Annotated in this window: 12 protein-coding genes; 7 read left to right on the top strand and 5 right to left on the bottom strand. The window is 66.8% G+C overall.

Going from position 1 to position 15,451, the window contains the following annotated elements:
- The first annotated feature begins 26 nt into the window (after nucleotides 1-26).
- Complete coding sequence (locus ABLE94_RS07505) at nucleotides 27-2,198, top strand: 3-hydroxyacyl-CoA dehydrogenase NAD-binding domain-containing protein (protein ID WP_348806485.1); 2,172 nt, start codon at nucleotides 27-29, stop codon at nucleotides 2,196-2,198.
- 135 nt (nucleotides 2,199-2,333) lie between these two features.
- Here ABLE94_RS07505 and ABLE94_RS07500 read toward each other — a convergent pair whose 3' ends face one another.
- From ABLE94_RS07500 to ABLE94_RS07490, 3 genes are all read right to left on the bottom strand, one after another.
- Nucleotides 2,334-3,035 carry a slipin family protein gene (locus tag ABLE94_RS07500; protein WP_348806484.1) on the bottom strand — a complete coding sequence of 234 codons (702 nt, stop codon included), beginning with the start codon at nucleotides 3,033-3,035 and terminating at the stop codon, nucleotides 2,334-2,336.
- Between the two features lie 400 nt (nucleotides 3,036-3,435).
- Nucleotides 3,436-4,236: an acetoin reductase gene (locus ABLE94_RS07495; protein ID WP_348806483.1), complete on the bottom strand. Its 801-nt coding sequence runs from the start codon at nucleotides 4,234-4,236 to the stop codon at nucleotides 3,436-3,438.
- Nucleotides 4,237-4,652: 416 nt separating this feature from the next.
- Complete coding sequence (locus tag ABLE94_RS07490) at nucleotides 4,653-5,525, bottom strand: alpha/beta fold hydrolase (protein ID WP_348806482.1); 873 nt, start codon at nucleotides 5,523-5,525, stop codon at nucleotides 4,653-4,655.
- Nucleotides 5,526-5,700: 175 nt separating this feature from the next.
- Between ABLE94_RS07490 and ABLE94_RS07485 the strand changes: the two genes are divergently transcribed.
- The 5 genes from ABLE94_RS07485 (at nucleotide 5,701) to ABLE94_RS07465 (ending at nucleotide 10,699) form a co-directional block, all read left to right on the top strand.
- Nucleotides 5,701-7,317 carry an ABC transporter substrate-binding protein gene (locus tag ABLE94_RS07485; protein ID WP_348806481.1) on the top strand — a complete coding sequence of 539 codons (1,617 nt, stop codon included), beginning with the start codon at nucleotides 5,701-5,703 and terminating at the stop codon, nucleotides 7,315-7,317.
- A gap of 44 nt (nucleotides 7,318-7,361) precedes the next feature.
- Nucleotides 7,362-8,369, top strand: coding sequence for an ABC transporter permease (locus tag ABLE94_RS07480; protein ID WP_348806550.1), 1,008 nt, complete (start codon nucleotides 7,362-7,364; stop codon nucleotides 8,367-8,369).
- A gap of 98 nt (nucleotides 8,370-8,467) precedes the next feature.
- Nucleotides 8,468-9,247 carry an ABC transporter permease gene (locus ABLE94_RS07475; protein WP_348806549.1) on the top strand — a complete coding sequence of 260 codons (780 nt, stop codon included), beginning with the start codon at nucleotides 8,468-8,470 and terminating at the stop codon, nucleotides 9,245-9,247.
- On the top strand, nucleotides 9,247-10,038 hold the full coding sequence (locus ABLE94_RS07470) for an ATP-binding cassette domain-containing protein (protein ID WP_348808459.1): 792 nt from the start codon (nucleotides 9,247-9,249) through the stop codon (nucleotides 10,036-10,038). Before ABLE94_RS07475 ends, ABLE94_RS07470 begins: the two co-directional genes overlap by 1 nt.
- A 16-nt stretch (nucleotides 10,039-10,054) precedes the next feature.
- The gene (locus ABLE94_RS07465; RefSeq protein WP_425476157.1) at nucleotides 10,055-10,699 is read left to right on the top strand and encodes an ABC transporter ATP-binding protein; all 645 of its coding nucleotides are present in this window, start codon (nucleotides 10,055-10,057) and stop codon (nucleotides 10,697-10,699) included.
- Nucleotides 10,700-10,706: 7 nt separating this feature from the next.
- Here the strand turns inward: ABLE94_RS07465 and ABLE94_RS07460 are convergent, their stop codons facing one another.
- Nucleotides 10,707-11,663, bottom strand: a complete 957-nt coding sequence (locus ABLE94_RS07460; RefSeq protein ID WP_348806479.1) for a R2-like ligand-binding oxidase — start codon at nucleotides 11,661-11,663, stop codon at nucleotides 10,707-10,709.
- Between the two features lie 89 nt (nucleotides 11,664-11,752).
- A complete protein-coding gene (locus ABLE94_RS07455) occupies nucleotides 11,753-13,906 on the bottom strand; it encodes an MMPL family transporter (RefSeq protein WP_348806478.1) in 2,154 nt (717 codons plus the stop codon).
- Nucleotides 13,907-14,247: 341 nt separating this feature from the next.
- On the opposite strand from ABLE94_RS07455, the gene ABLE94_RS07450 reads away from it, so the two are divergent.
- Nucleotides 14,248-15,375 (top strand): NDMA-dependent alcohol dehydrogenase, encoded by a 1,128-nt coding sequence (locus ABLE94_RS07450; RefSeq protein WP_348806477.1) that lies wholly within the window; start codon nucleotides 14,248-14,250, stop codon nucleotides 15,373-15,375.
- The last annotated feature ends 76 nt before the right edge of the window (nucleotides 15,376-15,451 follow it).

Genomic DNA, 15,451 nt, shown 5'->3' with positions numbered 1-15,451 from the left:
CGAGCAGAAAGAAATTTCGAAACACCATGAGTGACAACATGATTTCCTGGGAGAAGGACGCCGACGGCGTTGTCCTGCTCACCATGGACGACAAGAGCCAGGGCGCCAACACCATGAACCAGACGTTCATGGACTCCATCGCCGAGACCGTCGATCGCCTTGAGGCCGAGAAGGACGACATCACCGGTGTCGTGCTCACCTCGGCGAAGAAGACCTTCTTCGCCGGCGGCGACCTGAAGGACATGACCTCCGAGCGCACGCAGAGCAAGGAGGAGATCGCCACCGCGATCACCGAACGCACCAACGGCATGAAGAAGGTGCTGCGCCGGCTGGAGACCCTCGGCAAGCCGGTGGTCGCGGCCATCAACGGCGCGGCTCTCGGCGGCGGCCTGGAGATCGCCCTGCACACCCAGTACCGCATCGCCGCGGACGTCAAGGGTAATCAGCTCGGCCTGCCCGAGGTCACGCTCGGCCTGCTGCCCGGCGGCGGTGGCGTTGTCCGTACCGTGCGCCTGCTCGGCTTCCAGAACGCGCTGATGAACGTGCTCTTGCAGGGTCCGCGCCTCAATCCGACCAAGGCCAAGGAGATGGGCCTGATCGACGAGGTCGTCGGCTCGATCGAGGAACTGGTCCCGGCCGCCAAGGCCTGGATCGCCGCGAACCCCGAGGCCCAGCAGCCGTGGGACGTCAAGGGCTACAAGATGCCCGGCGGCGCGGTCACCAACCCGGCGGTCGCGGCCAACCTGCCCGCCTTCCCGGCGTTGCTGCGCAAGCAGATCAAGGGCGCCAACATGCCCGCTCCGCGTGCCATCCTGGCCGCGGCCATCGAAGGCGCCTACGTCGACGTCGACACCGCCGACATCATCGAGACCCGCTACTTCGTCTCGCTGGTCACCGGCCAGGTCGCGCAGAACATGATCAAGGCGTTCTTCTTCGACCTGCAGCACATCAACAACGGTGGTTCGCGGCCCGAGGGCATCGAGAAGTACACCGCCAAGAAGGTCGGTGTCATCGGTGCCGGAATGATGGGCGCTGCGATCGCCTACGTCTCGGCCAAGGCCGGTATCGAGGTCGTCCTCAAGGACATCGACATCGAGGCCGCCAAGCGCGGCAAGGGCTATGCGGAGAAGCTCGAGGCGAAGGCGCTCTCGCGCGGTAAGACCACGCAGGACAAGAGTGACGCCCTGCTCGCCCGGATCACCCCGACCGTCGATCCCCAGGACTTCAAGGGCGTCGACCTGGTGATCGAGGCCGCGTTCGAGTCGGTCGAGGTCAAGAACAAGGTGTTCCAGGAGATCGAGGACATCGTCGAACCCGACGCGATCCTCGGCTCGAACACCTCGACCCTGCCGATCACCATCCTCGCTCAGGGCGTCAAGCGCCAGGAAGACTTCATCGGCATCCACTTCTTCTCGCCCGTCGACAAGATGCCGCTGGTGGAGATCATCCGCGGTGAGAAGACCTCGGATGCGGTGCTGGCCAAGGTGATCGACTACACCCTGCAGATCCGCAAGACCCCGATCGTGGTCAACGACAGCCGCGGCTTCTTCACCAGCCGCGTGATCGGCACCTTCATCAACGAGGCCATCGCGGCCGTCGGCGAGGGCATCGAGCCGGCGTTCATCGAGCATGCGGGCACCCAGGCCGGCTACCCGGCCGCCCCGCTGCAGCTGTCGGACGAGCTGAATCTCGTTCTGATGCAGAAGATCCGCAAGTCGGGTCAGGATGCCGCCGAGGCCGAGGGCACGGAGTTCCCGCATCACGGCTCCTTCGACGTCATCGACTACCTCGTCGAGCAGGGTCGTCCGGGTAAGAAGGAAGGCGCGGGCTTCTACTCCTACGACGAGAGCGGCAAGCGCACCGAGCTGTGGCCGGGTCTGCGTGAGCACTTCAAGTCCGGCAGCAAGAAGGTCTCGCTCGAGGACATGAAGGAGCGCATGCTCTTTGCCGAGGCGCTCGAGACCGCCAAGTGCATCGAGGAGGGCGTCATCACCTCGGTGCCGGACGCCAACATCGGCTCGATCTTCGGGATCGGCTTCCCGGCGTGGACCGGCGGTGTCGTCCAGTACATGAACCAGTACTCCGGCGGCCTGCAGGGCTTCGTCGACCGTTCCCGCGAGCTCGCCGCCAAGTTCGGCAGCCAGTTCGAGCCGCCGGCCTCGCTCGTCGAGAAGGCCGCCAAGGGCGAGAAGTACTGAGTCTGATCTCTCGGAGATGACCTGCTTCTGAAAGTGGGGGAGGAATATTCCTCCCCCACTTTTCTTTTCGCTCCCCGGATACTTCTGGGGAGCAAACCGAGAACCGGGGGAAGAATGACTCTTCCCCCGGTTTCGTCAGTCCTCGGTGGTCGGCTCGGTGGGCGTTGTGGCGGAATCACCCACCGACAGCACCACCTTCGTGCCGTACGGCGCCTCCTGTACCAGGCGCAGCTGCGCCAATGCCGGGTGGGCGTCGAGCAGTCGGCCGGCGTTCGCCAGCGAGCGCAGTGCCGCGGTCTCGGCGCGCGCGGTCTCCAGCTTGGCCAGACCACGAGCCTTCGCCGTGACCAACTCGGTAGCTGCCGAGCGGATCTCGGCTGGTGCGATGATGTCCTTGACGAACACCTCGTGCACCGTCACGCCGACGCCGTCGGCGATCGACCGCGTGGCGCCGAGGATGGCGTCGACGTCGACGACACCGCCGCGACGCAGGAGGTCCTCGACGGTGATCGACGCGCACACCTCACGCACCGCGATCTGGGCCGCGAGGTAGATCGCCGACCACGGATCGCGACTGCGCTCGACGAAGGCGACCGCGTCGACGACGTTGACGCGCAACGCCATCGAGACGCGCACCGACACGGTGTCGGCGGTCAGGATCTCCTGTGTCGCCACCGCGATCACCTGTTCACGCAGATCGACCCAGCTGTAGGTCGCGTGACGACGCCGCAGGTGCTTGCCGGGCGCGAGGGTCCGCGTCAGTTGCCCGTTGCGGTATTCGAGGGCACGGTTGCCGACGGGAACGAGGATCTTCTCGAGCTTGGGAATCAGGGACATGGCGGACCTCCTTCCGGTTGTGGGCGCACATGTCTGTGGTGTGTTCGGTTGTCCCACTTCGTCGATGGCTCCGCTGACACCGCCCGCGGGCGGGCGCGCCGGTGGGGTCACGCGCACGGCGAACCGCGCGCAGGACCGCAAGACCGACGCCACCCGAGATCCCGGGGGCGGTGCCTGTCGAGGAGTCGAACCTCAGCCGTTAGCAGCAGCCATACCTGAAATGGAGGCACGAGAATACAACGCGCAGAACATGATCGACGGTACCCCGCGACCGGCTGCTTCCTCGTGCGTGGACAGACTCTGCCAGGGTGGGGCGGGTCGCGCAATCAATTTTCTGCGTACTCGTCTGCTTCCCGCGTACTCGGGAAGCACTTGGCTGAGCGGGAGGTGATCCCGGCGTTCAGCGGAACACCAGACCGCCGTCGATCAGGCCGGCCTGGCCGGTCATGTAGTCGGAATCCGGCCCGGCGAGATGCGAGACGAAACCCGCGACGTCATCCGGGGTTTCGGCGCGGCCGAGTGCGATACCGGAGACGAACTTGTCGTAGGTCGCACCCACCTCGGCGCCGGTCAGGTCGGCGAAACGCTGATCGATCTCCACCCACATGTCGGTGCCGACGACGCCGGGGCAGTAGGCGTTGACGGTGATCTGCCTATCGGCGAGTTCCCGGGCCGCCGCCTGTGTCAGCGCCCGCACCGCGAATTTGCTTGCGCTGTATACGCCGAGCATCGGGAATCCGTCGTGGCCGGCGATGGAGGAGGCGTTGATGATCTTCCCGGGTCGGTCGAGTTCGATGAACTTGGCGGCGGCCGCCTGGATTCCCCACAGCACCCCGTTGACGTTGACGTTCCACAACGTGGTGACCTGGTCTTCGGTCGACTCGGCGATTGGTGCAACCAACGCGATGCCGGCGTTGTTCACCATGATGTCGAGACCGCTCAACGCCGAGGACGCGTGCTCCACAGCAGCGAACACCTCGTCGCGCTTACTGACGTCGGCGACGAACGTGGTTGCTTTGGAACCGATCTCGCCGACCTCCGCGGCGACCGACTCGATGCCGTCGGCACCGAGGTCGACGAGACAGACGTCTGCGCCGTCGCGGGCCAGGCGTAGGGCGATCCCTCGGCCGATCCCGCGGCCGGCTCCGGTGATCAGGGCGACCTTTCCGTTGAGCGGGCGAATCATGCTGTCGTTGCTCATGAATGAACTCCTTGGATGTGCCCAGGGGATGTGCCCAGGCGGGTGGGTACGACCGCAGGGTATGGCGTGGGTCACATCGAACGACAGGGTTGCAGGGCGTTGCGACCGGGCTGGATCGAGCGGAATAGTGACATGTCGGAACGTCCGCGCGATACAGGGTCGGAGGAGGCGCCACGACGCGCGGATGGTTCACGACGCGCGGATGGTTCTCGTCGCCGAGAGGGCTTGTCGGAAGGGTTGCCGATTCCCCGAAGTTTCTGGCGATCGCCGAATTCTGGCGACCGCCGAAGGTTGGGAGGACGATGCGGGCGAGTATGCGGCAGACGAGTATGGAACTGCTGAGCACCCGGCCGAGAATCACGGTGCGGAGCGGCAGGCGGGCATGGCAACGCGCTTCCTCCGCCCGCCGCACCAGATCACCCCGCCAAGAACGCCGCCACCGTCGACTCGAAGGCCGCTTTGGCCTCGATCATCACCCAATGCCCGCACCGCGGGAAGATGTGCAGTTGTGCGTCGGGGATGAGGCGCATCGGGACCATCGCCATGTCCGGCGGGCTGACGCGGTCGTCGCGGCCCCAGGTGAGCAGGGTGGGGCAGGAGATCTTGTGCATCATCGACCAGTAGGGCGGCGTGTCGGAGGCGGCCAGGAACTTCTGCTGCATCTCGAAAGCTGCTGAGCCATACATCATCTGGGCGGTCTTCTGGGCGTCCGGATGGATCGCGGCCTGCATGCGCTCCTCGATCAACTCCTCGGTCACCAGCGAACGGTCGAAGACCATCGAGTTCAGCCAGCGCACCAGCTTGTCGCGGTCCGGATCGTCGGTGAACTCCTGCAGCAGGCGGAGGCCCTCGCTCGGGCTGGGGCTCAAGACGTTGGGGCCGACGCCGCCGATGGTCACGAGTTTCTCGACGCGGTCGGGTTTCTTGATCGCGAGATTGACGCCGACGACGCCGCCCATGGAGTTGCCGATCATCGGTGCCCGCTCGATGCCGAGGGCGTCCATGAAGCGGATCACCGACGAGCCGGCGGTGAGTACCGGATGACCCTCGACCGGATCGCTGACGCCAAAACCGGGGAACTCGACGACGTAGCAGCGGTGCGTCTGCGCGAAGCGGCCCAGGTTGCCGCGGTAGTTGCGCCAGCCGGTGACCCCGGGTCCGGAACCGTGTAGCAGGATCAGCGGTGGCGAGGTCGTGTCGTCGTCACCACCGGGTGCGGCGAAGTGATAGCGCAGCACGCCCTGCTCGGTGGCGAGTTCTCGTCGGGTCGCATCGAAGGTGACATCCACCCCATCAGATTAGAACCTGTTCTAATTCTTGGCCAGGCCCTGTCCGGGTGGGCAGTCTTGAGCCGTCGGCCTTCCCATCGGGCGCCCGAATTGCGAGGATTGGACACTGTGCTGAGTACCTAGTCATATGTTCAGGTAATCAGCTAAATGGTCCAATCAGGGGTAGGGGTGTGCGATGTTGCGTCGTGTGACGCCGGTGGTCGGAGCGGCCGTGACTGTCGCGGTGGTGATCGCCGGTTGTTCGGGCGGTTCGGGGCAGGCGGACGACCAGCTGGTGCTGGCCGAAGGTCAGGAGCTCGGTGATTTCAGTCCGATGATGGGTTACGGGCAGCTCGGGGTCTCGCCGATCTATGAGGGCCTGCTCCGTCCGCAGGCCGATTCTGATGATCGGGTTCCCGATCTCGTTCCGTCGCTCGCGGATTCGGAGCCGATCCGCATCGACGGCTCCAACCGTTGGCGGGTCACCCTGCGCGAGGGCGTCACCTTCTCCGATGGCACCACCTTCGATTCCGCCGACGTGGTCGCGACCTACCGGGCGGTGCGTGATCCCCGGGTGGCTTCCGAGATCTCCACCGACACCGCCCCGATCGCCGAGATGACCGAAGACGGGCCGCTCGCGGTGACCGTGCAGATGAGCACGGCCGCCGACCCCTCGCCCTACCTGCTCCTGGGCATCGTGCCCTCGGAGAAGGTGCAGGATGCTCCGGCCGCGGAATGGACGCTCAACACCAACCCCGTGGGCACCGGTCCCTACCGGCTGGACACCCTCTCACCGGATCAGGCGGTCCTGGTGGCCCGTGACGACTATTGGGGCGGCACACCGCAACTGAGGCGCATCGTCTACAGCTATGTGCCCGACGACAACACCCGTGCGCAGCGGGTCACCGCCGACGAGGTCGACGGAGCCAATCTGCCTCCCCGGCTGGCCAATTCACTGCGTGATCGCGACGGTGTCGAGGTGGTTGCGGGGCGATCGGCGGACTGGCGGGCGGTCTCGCTGCCGGCCGCCAATGCCTTCACCTCGGATCCGCGGGCGCGCCTGGCGATGAACCGTGGCGTCGATCGCGAGGCGATGGTCACCGATGTCCTCGCCGGCAACGGCGAGCCGGCGAGCACCCCGATCGCCCCGGTCTACGGCGACGCCTACGACGCTGCTGCCTCGTTCACCTTCGACGCCGGCGAGGCCGCGGCCATCCTCGAGGGGGCCGGATGGGTGCCCGGCGCCGACGGAATTCGTGTCAAGGACGGCAACCGGGCGTCGTTCGCCCTGCTCTACAACGCCGCCGACACATTGCGCAGAGACCTGGCGGTTGCCTTCGCGACAGAGATGAAAAGCCTTGGCATCGAGGTGAATACGCGCGGGACGAGCTGGGACGATATCGACACCAGACTCGGTCGGGACGCCGTGCTGCTCGGCGGTGGATCGACCCCGTACAGCATCGATTCGCAGGTGTATGACACCCTGCACACGCGGGTCGCCGACTCGTCACCGTACTCGAACCCGGGCAATTTCACGGCTCCCGGACTCGATCAGTTGCTTGACGAAACCCGGGTGAGTGCGCCGTCGCCGGAGAATACCGAGCGCTACCGCGAGATCCAGCGCGTCTACGCGGCGCAGCCGTCGTCGGTGTTCCTGACCTTCCTGCATCACACCTACGCCTCCCGCAATCCGGGTGGCGCCGAGTGGACACACGACGCCCCGATCCTGGAGCCGCATTCGCACGGTGCGTCGTGGGGGCCGTGGTGGAATCTGCCGTCGTGGAGGACGGGTGGCGGAGCGCCGACGTCATGACCTCGGTTGACGACCGGACCGCTGTCGCAGCCCCGCAACCGGCGATGCCGGCCCGTGTCCAACGCCAGAAACGATCTCGTGGCCGAGCGGCCCTCACGCTGCTGGGACGACGACTGCTGATCGCGATCCCGACCCTGATCCTGGTGTCGTTGGGCATCTTCGGGATAGCGGCACTGTCGCCGTTCGATCCGCTCACCGCCTACCTGGGCGACCGATTCCAGTCGGCGACGCAGTCGCAGCGAGACGCCGTGATCAACGCCTATGGGCTCGACGAGAGTTCGATCTCGGCATGGTGGGGATGGTGGCGCGAGGTGTTCCACGGTGACCTGGGATGGTCGTCGACCCAGACCCGGCCGGTCGTCGACGTGCTCGCCGCCCGGATGCCGTTCACGCTGCTGATGTCACTGGCGGCGCTGGTGGCCGCGGCCGTGATCTCGATCGTGCTCGGCGCCGTCATCGGTATGCGTCGCGGCGGACTCCTCGATCGCGGATGTGCGGCGCTGGCAGCCGTTCTCGCCTCCACCCCGCCGTTCGTGGTCTCGCTGCTGCTGGTCAGTGTGGTCGCGGTGGGACTCGGCTGGTTCCCGACGTCGGGCGCGCGTCGGCCGGGTGATCCCTACACCCTCGAGGGCATCGCGACGCACGCGGTGCTCCCCTTCATCGCGCTGACCGTGTCCTTGATTCCGTGGCTGTTGCTGTCGATGCGAGCCTCGGTGATCGAGGCGGTCGACTCCGACGCGGTGCGGGCGGCCCGGGCGCGCGGCATCGGTGGTATTCGTCTGATGCGCGGACACGTGGCGCCGATGTCGGTGCTACCGACACTGGCACTACTCGGCACCCGCCTTCCCGAACTCATCGCCGGTGCCGCGATCGTCGAAACCGTCTTCGGATGGCCGGGACTCGCGCAGGCTCTGGTGGATTCGGCAGTGGCACTCGACTTCTCGTTGCTGGCTGCGCTGTCGGTGGGCTCGGCCGCCTTGGTGCTGGTCGGTTCGGCGCTGTCCGATGCGGCCGCGGTGTGGATCGACCCGCGGATCGGAATGACCGCATGAGCGCCGATCTGAGCGTCACCGGTATGGTATCGACACCCACGCGGTCGGTGGCCCGATGGGCGCGCGTCGCCGCCATCCTCGGATTCGCGTGGCCGTGGATGGTTCTCGGGGTGATAGCACTGGGCGCCGTTCTCATCCCGATCGTCGCGGGACCCCAGTCGGCCGACTTCGCCTCGGCCCTCCGCGCACCGGGCGACGGTTTTCTGCTCGGCAGCGATCACTCCGGCTATGACCTCGGTGTCCGGACCGCCCAAGGACTACGGATCTCGCTGCTGATCGCGGCCATCTGTGCGGTGGTCGCCACCGTGATCGGACTGGTGGTCGGGCTTGCCGCGGCGACCATCGGCGGATGGTTCGACGCCCTGGTGATGCGGGTCGTCGACGGCGTCAACGCGCTGCCGCATCTGGTGGTGGGGGTGGTGATTGCCGCGATGTGGCGTGGCGATCCGGTGGCGATCATCGCCTCGATCGGACTCACCCACTGGCCCGCGGTGGCGCGCGTGGTCCGAGCCGAACTCCTCGACAACGTGCGGGCCGGCTGGATCGAGACCGCACGCCTGACCGGCGCCTCGCGCTGGTTCATCGCCCGACGCCACCTGCTGCCCGCGGTGACCGGTCAGGCGCTGGTGGCCATGACCATCCTGTTGCCCCATGCGGTCTGGCACGAGACGACCCTGTCGTTTCTGGGTGTCGGACTCTCGCCCGACCAGGCCAGTCTCGGCACGCTGCTGGGTCAGGCGCGGGGGGACGTCCTCACCGGCGCGTGGTGGACGCTGGTGGTTCCCGGCCTGGCGCTGATCGTCACGGCACTCGCGTGTGCCGCGGCCGGATCGTCGCTGCGGCGCGTCACCAGTCCGCCGACCGGGCGGGTGTGGTGATGGTGACTCACCAATCAGCCACGCGCAGTGCCGCATCCGCGGCTGCGGTCGCGGGTCTCACCGTCGACATCACCGGACGTCGACGGTGGCAGCCCCACGTGGTGCGGGTTCTCGACGAGGTGAGCATCGAGTTGCGGCACGGCGAGATCACCGCACTGATCGGCGAGTCCGGCTGCGGCAAATCGATGCTCGCCTCCGCACTGGTGGGTTTGCTCCCACCGGGCTCGGCGGTGACCGGGACGGTCCGGGTGGGCGATCAGGTCCTGTCGGTGCGTGACCCGCGATGGCGGGATCTCCGTGGTCGGCACGTCGGGCTGGTTCCGCAATCCCCGGCCACCTCCTTCACCCCGGTCAGAACGCTCGAATCGCAACTGGCAGAGGTGATCTCGGTCCACCGCGCGACCTGCACCCCGGCGCAGTTGTGTGACCGCGTCCGATTGCCCGCCGACGCGCTGGGATGCTATCCGCACGAATTGTCCGGCGGGATGGCGCAACGCGCGGCCGTCGCCGCCGCGATCACGGGCAGCCCCACGGTGATCGTCGCCGACGAACCCACCTCGGCCCTCGACCCGGCTCTGGCACAGGGGATCTGGGATCTGTTGGGTGAGCTCGCCGACGATGGTGCGGCGGTGCTGGTGATCACGCACGACATGGATGCGTTGCGTCGCGCCGAGAGATGCTCCTCGATCGCGGTCATGCGACGAGGAGCGTTGGTGGCCCACGAGTCACCCGATGACTGCATGACCGCCGACGACGCCTACGTTCGTGCCTTCTTCGAGCCGGTCCGATGAGGAAGGGGGTGCCTCGGTGGCCCACGATGTGAGCACGGCGATCCTGCTGCGCGCGGAGAACATCGGCGTCGAACTCGCGGGGGTGCGGGTACTCGACGATGTGTCGTTGACCGCGCGCTCGGGCCGGATGACCGGGGTCAGCGGACCGTCCGGAGCGGGAAAGACCACCCTGCTTCGGGCGCTGGCCGGACTGGTCCCGCTGTGCGCCGGAGCCATCGACTATGTGGGACAACCGAATCGGCGTCCCGGCGAGATCGGGATGCTCGCGCAGCATCCTCGTCTGGTCGCCAACCCGCGCTGGACATTGCGGCGGATCGTCGCCGAACCGGCAACCATCGGTGGTCGGGACATCGATGTGGCGGAGGTCGCCGACGAGGTGGGCCTCGATCGGGAGCTACTCGATCGGTTTCCCGCCGAGGTCAGCGACGGGCAACTCCAGCGGGCGTGTCTGGGCAGGCTCGTGGTGGGGTCGCCGAGCATCGTCCTCTGCGATGAGCCGACCGCCATGCTCGATCCGGTGGCCGCGCGGGTGGTCATCGAGGTCCTGGCGTCGATCGTCGATCGGGGTGCGGCGATGGTGCTGGTGAGTCACCAGCGCGCACTGATCGAGGCACGCTGTGCCGATGTCCTCGAGCTCGGCGTCGGTGTCGGGACTGGCTGATCGGCCCTCACGCCCCCATCGACGCCGCATCCTCCTCACCGAACCGGTCCTCGAGTTCGGCGGGGGAGTAGTCCAGATCGATCTCGGCGACGTCGCGGCCACGGGCCGACTCGATCGCGTTGAGTCGTCGGGTCGCGCGGTCGGCGGCGTAGGAGAGGAACACGTCGTTGTCGAGGCCGAAAGGCTGCTCGTCGAACTGCTCGTTGACCCACGAGATCATGCCCAGCGCCAGCGGCATCAACTCACCCATACGGGTGGTGACGGCCTCCCACAGGGAATCGTCGGCGGCCACGTGACGACGACACGTGAAGGTGCCCCACGCCATATGACGTCGCTCGTCGTCGCTGATGAAACCGATCAGCCGGCGCATCCCGGGCAGGATGTCGTGGGTCGTGCACACGGTGTGCCACGCGTAGTAGCCGGTCAGCGCCAGCGATCCCTCGACGACGTGGTTGTAGGTGACGCTGGCCCGGATCTGATTGAGCGGTGACGGATCGGCGTCGAGCAGGTGCAGGGAATGCGGCAACTCCTCGTAGAACAGTTGTCGGTAGTAGGGGTTCTTGGAGACGAAGGAGTTGAGGTCGGCGGTCAGGCCGACGGCGTCCATCCACATCCGAAACACCTGGGTGTGCTTGGCCTCCTCGAAGCAGAACTGCGACAGGTACATCTCGTCGCCGAAGCGCCCCTCGGCCGCCATCGCCGACATGAAGGGCTGGATGTCGGAGGTGACGGCCTCCTCGCCGGCAACGAACTGGGAGACCAGGAAGGTCGCCGACCGTCGTTGCTCGTCGGTCAGTTCGGCCCAGTCCTGAGCGTCCGTGCGGAAGTCGATGGCGGCCGGATCCCAGAATCGGGAGTTGCCTTTCACGAAGAGACGCAATGGAAGTGCGTTCCAGTTCAATCCGCCGCGACGCAGCGAGGAGAAATCCTCGCGGATCGTCGGGCGGTGTTCGGCAATGGTCATGTCGGCCACCTTCTCCCTGCTCGGGTGGTGGTGACGCTATCCGGTTACCCGCCGGTTGTGGCCCGATCCGCGTAACGCAGAAGGAAACATCAAATATCCGCAGCCCGTCGACCGGCTGCCTCGTCGGTGTCGTCGGTGTCATTGCCCTTGCGTGACAACGCACTTGGCCACCAGATGCGCCGTCCGATGTCGAGGGTGAGGGCCGGCACCAGCAACGTCCGCACCACCAGGGTGTCCAGCAGGACACCGAAGGCGACGAGGAAGGCGACCTGGACCAGGAACAGCAGTGGGATCACCGCGAGCGCGGCGAAGGTGGCCGCGAGGACCACGCCGGCCGAGGTGATGACACCGCCGGTGGAGGTCAGACCTCGGATGACGCCGGCACGGGTGCCGTGGCGGATCGATTCCTCGCGTACACGCGTCATCAGGAAGATGTTGTAGTCGATTCCCAGGGCCACCAGGAAGACGAAGGCGAACAGCGGCACTACCGGGTCGGCACCGGCAAAACCGAAGGGCCCGTTGAACAACAGGGCCGCGACGCCGAGGGTGGCGGCGAACGACACCACGGTGGTGGCCAGCAGTAGGGCGGGCGCGACGAGGCTGCGCAGCAGCAACACCAGGACTGCGAACACGACGACCAGCACGATCGGGATGATCAGGTTGCGATCGTGAATGGCGGTGGTGCGGGTGTCCAGGTCGATCGCCGTCGTCCCGCCGACCTTGGCATCCGCGTCGGGTATCGCATGCACCTTGTCGCGGATGCGCTCGACGGTGTCCTGCGCGGCGAGCGATTCGGCGTTGTCCGACAGCGTCGCCTGCACGGCCACCCGGCCGTCCCGGACGACGGGCGTCCCGTCGGCGGTGAGCACACTGGCCGAGGCCACACCGTCGGTGGCGGTGACCGCCGCGAGCACCTCGTCGGCCTGGTCGGCGTCGGTGATGATCCAGGTGGGGGTGCCGCTACCGGCGTCGAAGTGGCGGGACTGGATCTCCGCACCGGTCACCGAGTCGACGGTGCCGAGGAAGTAGTCGGTCTGGGCGATGCCGTCGGAGCGGAACAGCGGTGCGAACGACGCCCCGATCAAGAGCACGACGAGGGTGCCGATCCAGATCGCGCGGGGCCGGGCGGCGACCTTCTGGGCGATCGTGTGCCAGAAGCGATGCGTCGCCCCGGACTCGTCGTCGTCCTCGGCGCTCGTGGTCGACAGCGCCGGCCGGTACGGCCAGAACGCCGCCCGGCCGAGTAGGGCGAGGACCGCGGGCAGGAAGGTCATCGACGCGAGGAAGGAGGCGACGATACCCAGCGCCGCCACCGGTCCGAGGCTGCGGTTGGAGTTGAGGTCACTGAACAGCAGGCACAACACGCCCAGGATGACCGTTCCGGCAGACGCACCGACCGGTTCGATGGTGGCCCGCCAGGCCCGCCGGATCGCGAGATATTTGTCCTCGGTGTGGGTCAGTTCCTCCCGGAAACGGGACACCAACAGTAGTGCGTAGTCGGTGGCGGCGCCGAAGACCAGGATGAACAGGATGCCCTGACTCTGACCGTTGAGTTCCAGGATGTCGTTCTCGGCCAACAGGTAGACCGCACCGGAGGCCAGAGCGAGGGCGAACACTGCGGAGATGACGACGACGAACGGCAGGATCGGACTGCGGTAAACGACGATCAGGATCAGGATCACCACCGACCCGGCGACGACGAGCAGCAAACCGTCGATGCCGGCGAAGGCCTCGCTCAGGTCGGCGATCTGTCCGGCCGGCCCGGTGACCTTGACCGTCAGCCCCGCCGGTGGATTCTCCAGGCCGTCGCGCAGGGTCTCGACGGTGTCGCCGGGTTCGCCCGCGGTGGAGATCGGCATGTACACGACGAGGGCTTGGCCGTCCTGCGACGGAATGGCGGGGGACATCGCCGCACCGAATCCGGGCTTGCCGGCGAACGCCCCGGTGGCCGAGGCGAGGTACTCGCGGTCGGCGTCGGTGACACCCGACCGGCGTTCGGCGACGACGATCGCCGGCACCTCACTGGTATCCTGGAACTGACCGAGGACGTCGTTGACCTGGGTGGACTCCGCGGAGGCGGGAAGGAACGCGCTGTTGTCGTTGGTGGAGACCGACGACAGTTTGCCGGCGAACGGCCCGGTGATCCCGCCGATGATCACCCAGGCCAGCAACAACAGCGCGGGGATCAACCAGCGGAGCCGGCGCCGAGTGGGGGACGGGTGAGACGGCGCGGGCGTCGCCATTGGTGGGTTCCTTTCCTGGTCGACGGCGGGCGGGGCCCGTCGTCGGCTGACGGCGTGTCGGGGGTCGGTGTCCTGGGCGGCATGTACTCGGGGTCGTGTACCGACCCTAACGGGCATTTCGTAGCCGTCCGGCTCCCGGATGGTTCAGGTCTTCTCGTGGTCTCCGCGAACCCACGACGTGTGCCGACGGGTGGAACCGGCGCGACGGGATCGGGAACGTCGCGAGGCTGCCGAAGATGTTGTGTCAGAGCAAAGATGCGCATTTCCATGCGGTCGGCCGCATGGATGTTCTACGATGGGTCGTGGGGGCACGTGGTGTGCCGAGAAAGGTGTATCTCTCCATGAAGACCAAAGGTGCAATCCTGCGCGAGCCCGGACAGCCGTGGCAGATCGAGGAGATCGAGGTCGGCGATCCGGTGGCCGGCGAGGTGCAGGTCCGCCTGGCCGCATCCGGGTTGTGTCACTCCGACCATCATCTCCGTACCGGCGACTCTCCCGCACCGATGCCGGTTCTCGGTGGCCATGAGGGTGCCGGTGTCGTCACCAAGGTGGGACCGGGCGTCACCCGTCTCAAGGAGGGGGATCACGTCGTCACCGCCTTCATCCCGGCGTGTGGTGTGTGCGAACCCTGCTCGTCGGGCCTGCAGAACATCTGCGACGAGGGTGCCCGCCTGCTGACCGGGCTGTCCATCGCCGATGACACCCATCGGGTGCACACCTCCGACGGCACACCACTGACCACCATGTGCCTGCTGGGTACGTTCGCCCCGTACATCACCGTCAACCAGGCGTCGCTGGTGAAGATCGAGGACGACATCCCGCTGCGCGAGGCCGCGTTGCTCGGCTGTGGTGTCGCGACGGGCTGGGGATCGGCCGTCGAGATCGGTGACACCCACACCGGCGACACCGTCGTGGTGATCGGCATCGGCGGCGTCGGCATCAACTCGGTGCAGGGTGCCGCGGCCGCCGGCGCGCGCCACGTCATCGCGATCGATCCGGTGCCGTTCAAGCTGCAGATGGCCGAAAAGCTCGGTGCCACACACACCTTCGCCTCGATCGACGAGGCGCTGCCGGTGATCGGTGAGATCACCTGGGGCAAGATGGCCAACACCACCGTGATCACCGTCGGTGAGATCTTCGGCGACATCATCGCTCCCGCACTGAGCCTCACCGGCAAGGGGGGACAGGTCGTCGTCACCGGCATGGGCAACTTCTCGTCCATGGACGTCAAGCTCAACCTCTTCGAACTCACCCTGCTGCAGAAGCGGGTCCAGGGTGCCATCTTCGGTGGTACCGGACCGCGCATCCAGATTCCGAACCTGTTGCGCGAGTATCGTTCCGGTCGGCTCAACCTGTCGGATCTGATCACCACCACCTACCGGCACGATCAGATCAACGAGGCCTACGACGACATGCTGGCCGGCCGCAACATTCGCGGCATGATCGTCTACGGCGACGACGACTACTGAGCCGCCGGCCGCGCACCGGTCATCATCTGAGCAGCGCCGAGACTCCCTCCGGCTGAGGGGGCTCGGCGCTGCACTG

This window comes from Gordonia sp. VNK1, from assembly GCF_040049135.1.
GTDB lineage: Bacteria > Actinomycetota > Actinomycetes > Mycobacteriales > Mycobacteriaceae > Gordonia > Gordonia oleivorans.
The sequence above is the reverse complement of the archived record's forward strand: the minus strand, read 5'-3'. Positions and strand labels throughout refer to the sequence as shown.

Excerpts from the sequence above, each read along its gene's own strand:
- ABLE94_RS07505 (WP_348806485.1), top strand. The coding sequence starts at position 27 with ATGAGTGACAACATGATTTCCTGGGAGAAGGACGCCGACGGCGTTGTC.
- ABLE94_RS07500 (WP_348806484.1), bottom strand. The coding sequence starts at position 3,035 with ATGTCCCTGATTCCCAAGCTCGAGAAGATCCTCGTTCCCGTCGGCAAC.
- ABLE94_RS07495 (WP_348806483.1), bottom strand. The coding sequence starts at position 4,236 with ATGAGCAACGACAGCATGATTCGCCCGCTCAACGGAAAGGTCGCCCTG.
- ABLE94_RS07485 (WP_348806481.1), top strand. The coding sequence starts at position 5,701 with ATGTTGCGTCGTGTGACGCCGGTGGTCGGAGCGGCCGTGACTGTCGCG.
- ABLE94_RS07480 (WP_348806550.1), top strand. The coding sequence starts at position 7,362 with ATGCCGGCCCGTGTCCAACGCCAGAAACGATCTCGTGGCCGAGCGGCC.
- ABLE94_RS07475 (WP_348806549.1), top strand. The coding sequence starts at position 8,468 with ATGGTTCTCGGGGTGATAGCACTGGGCGCCGTTCTCATCCCGATCGTC.
- ABLE94_RS07470 (WP_348808459.1), top strand. The coding sequence starts at position 9,247 with ATGGTGACTCACCAATCAGCCACGCGCAGTGCCGCATCCGCGGCTGCG.
- ABLE94_RS07460 (WP_348806479.1), bottom strand. The coding sequence starts at position 11,663 with ATGACCATTGCCGAACACCGCCCGACGATCCGCGAGGATTTCTCCTCG.
- ABLE94_RS07455 (WP_348806478.1), bottom strand. The coding sequence starts at position 13,906 with ATGGCGACGCCCGCGCCGTCTCACCCGTCCCCCACTCGGCGCCGGCTC.
- ABLE94_RS07450 (WP_348806477.1), top strand. The coding sequence starts at position 14,248 with ATGAAGACCAAAGGTGCAATCCTGCGCGAGCCCGGACAGCCGTGGCAG.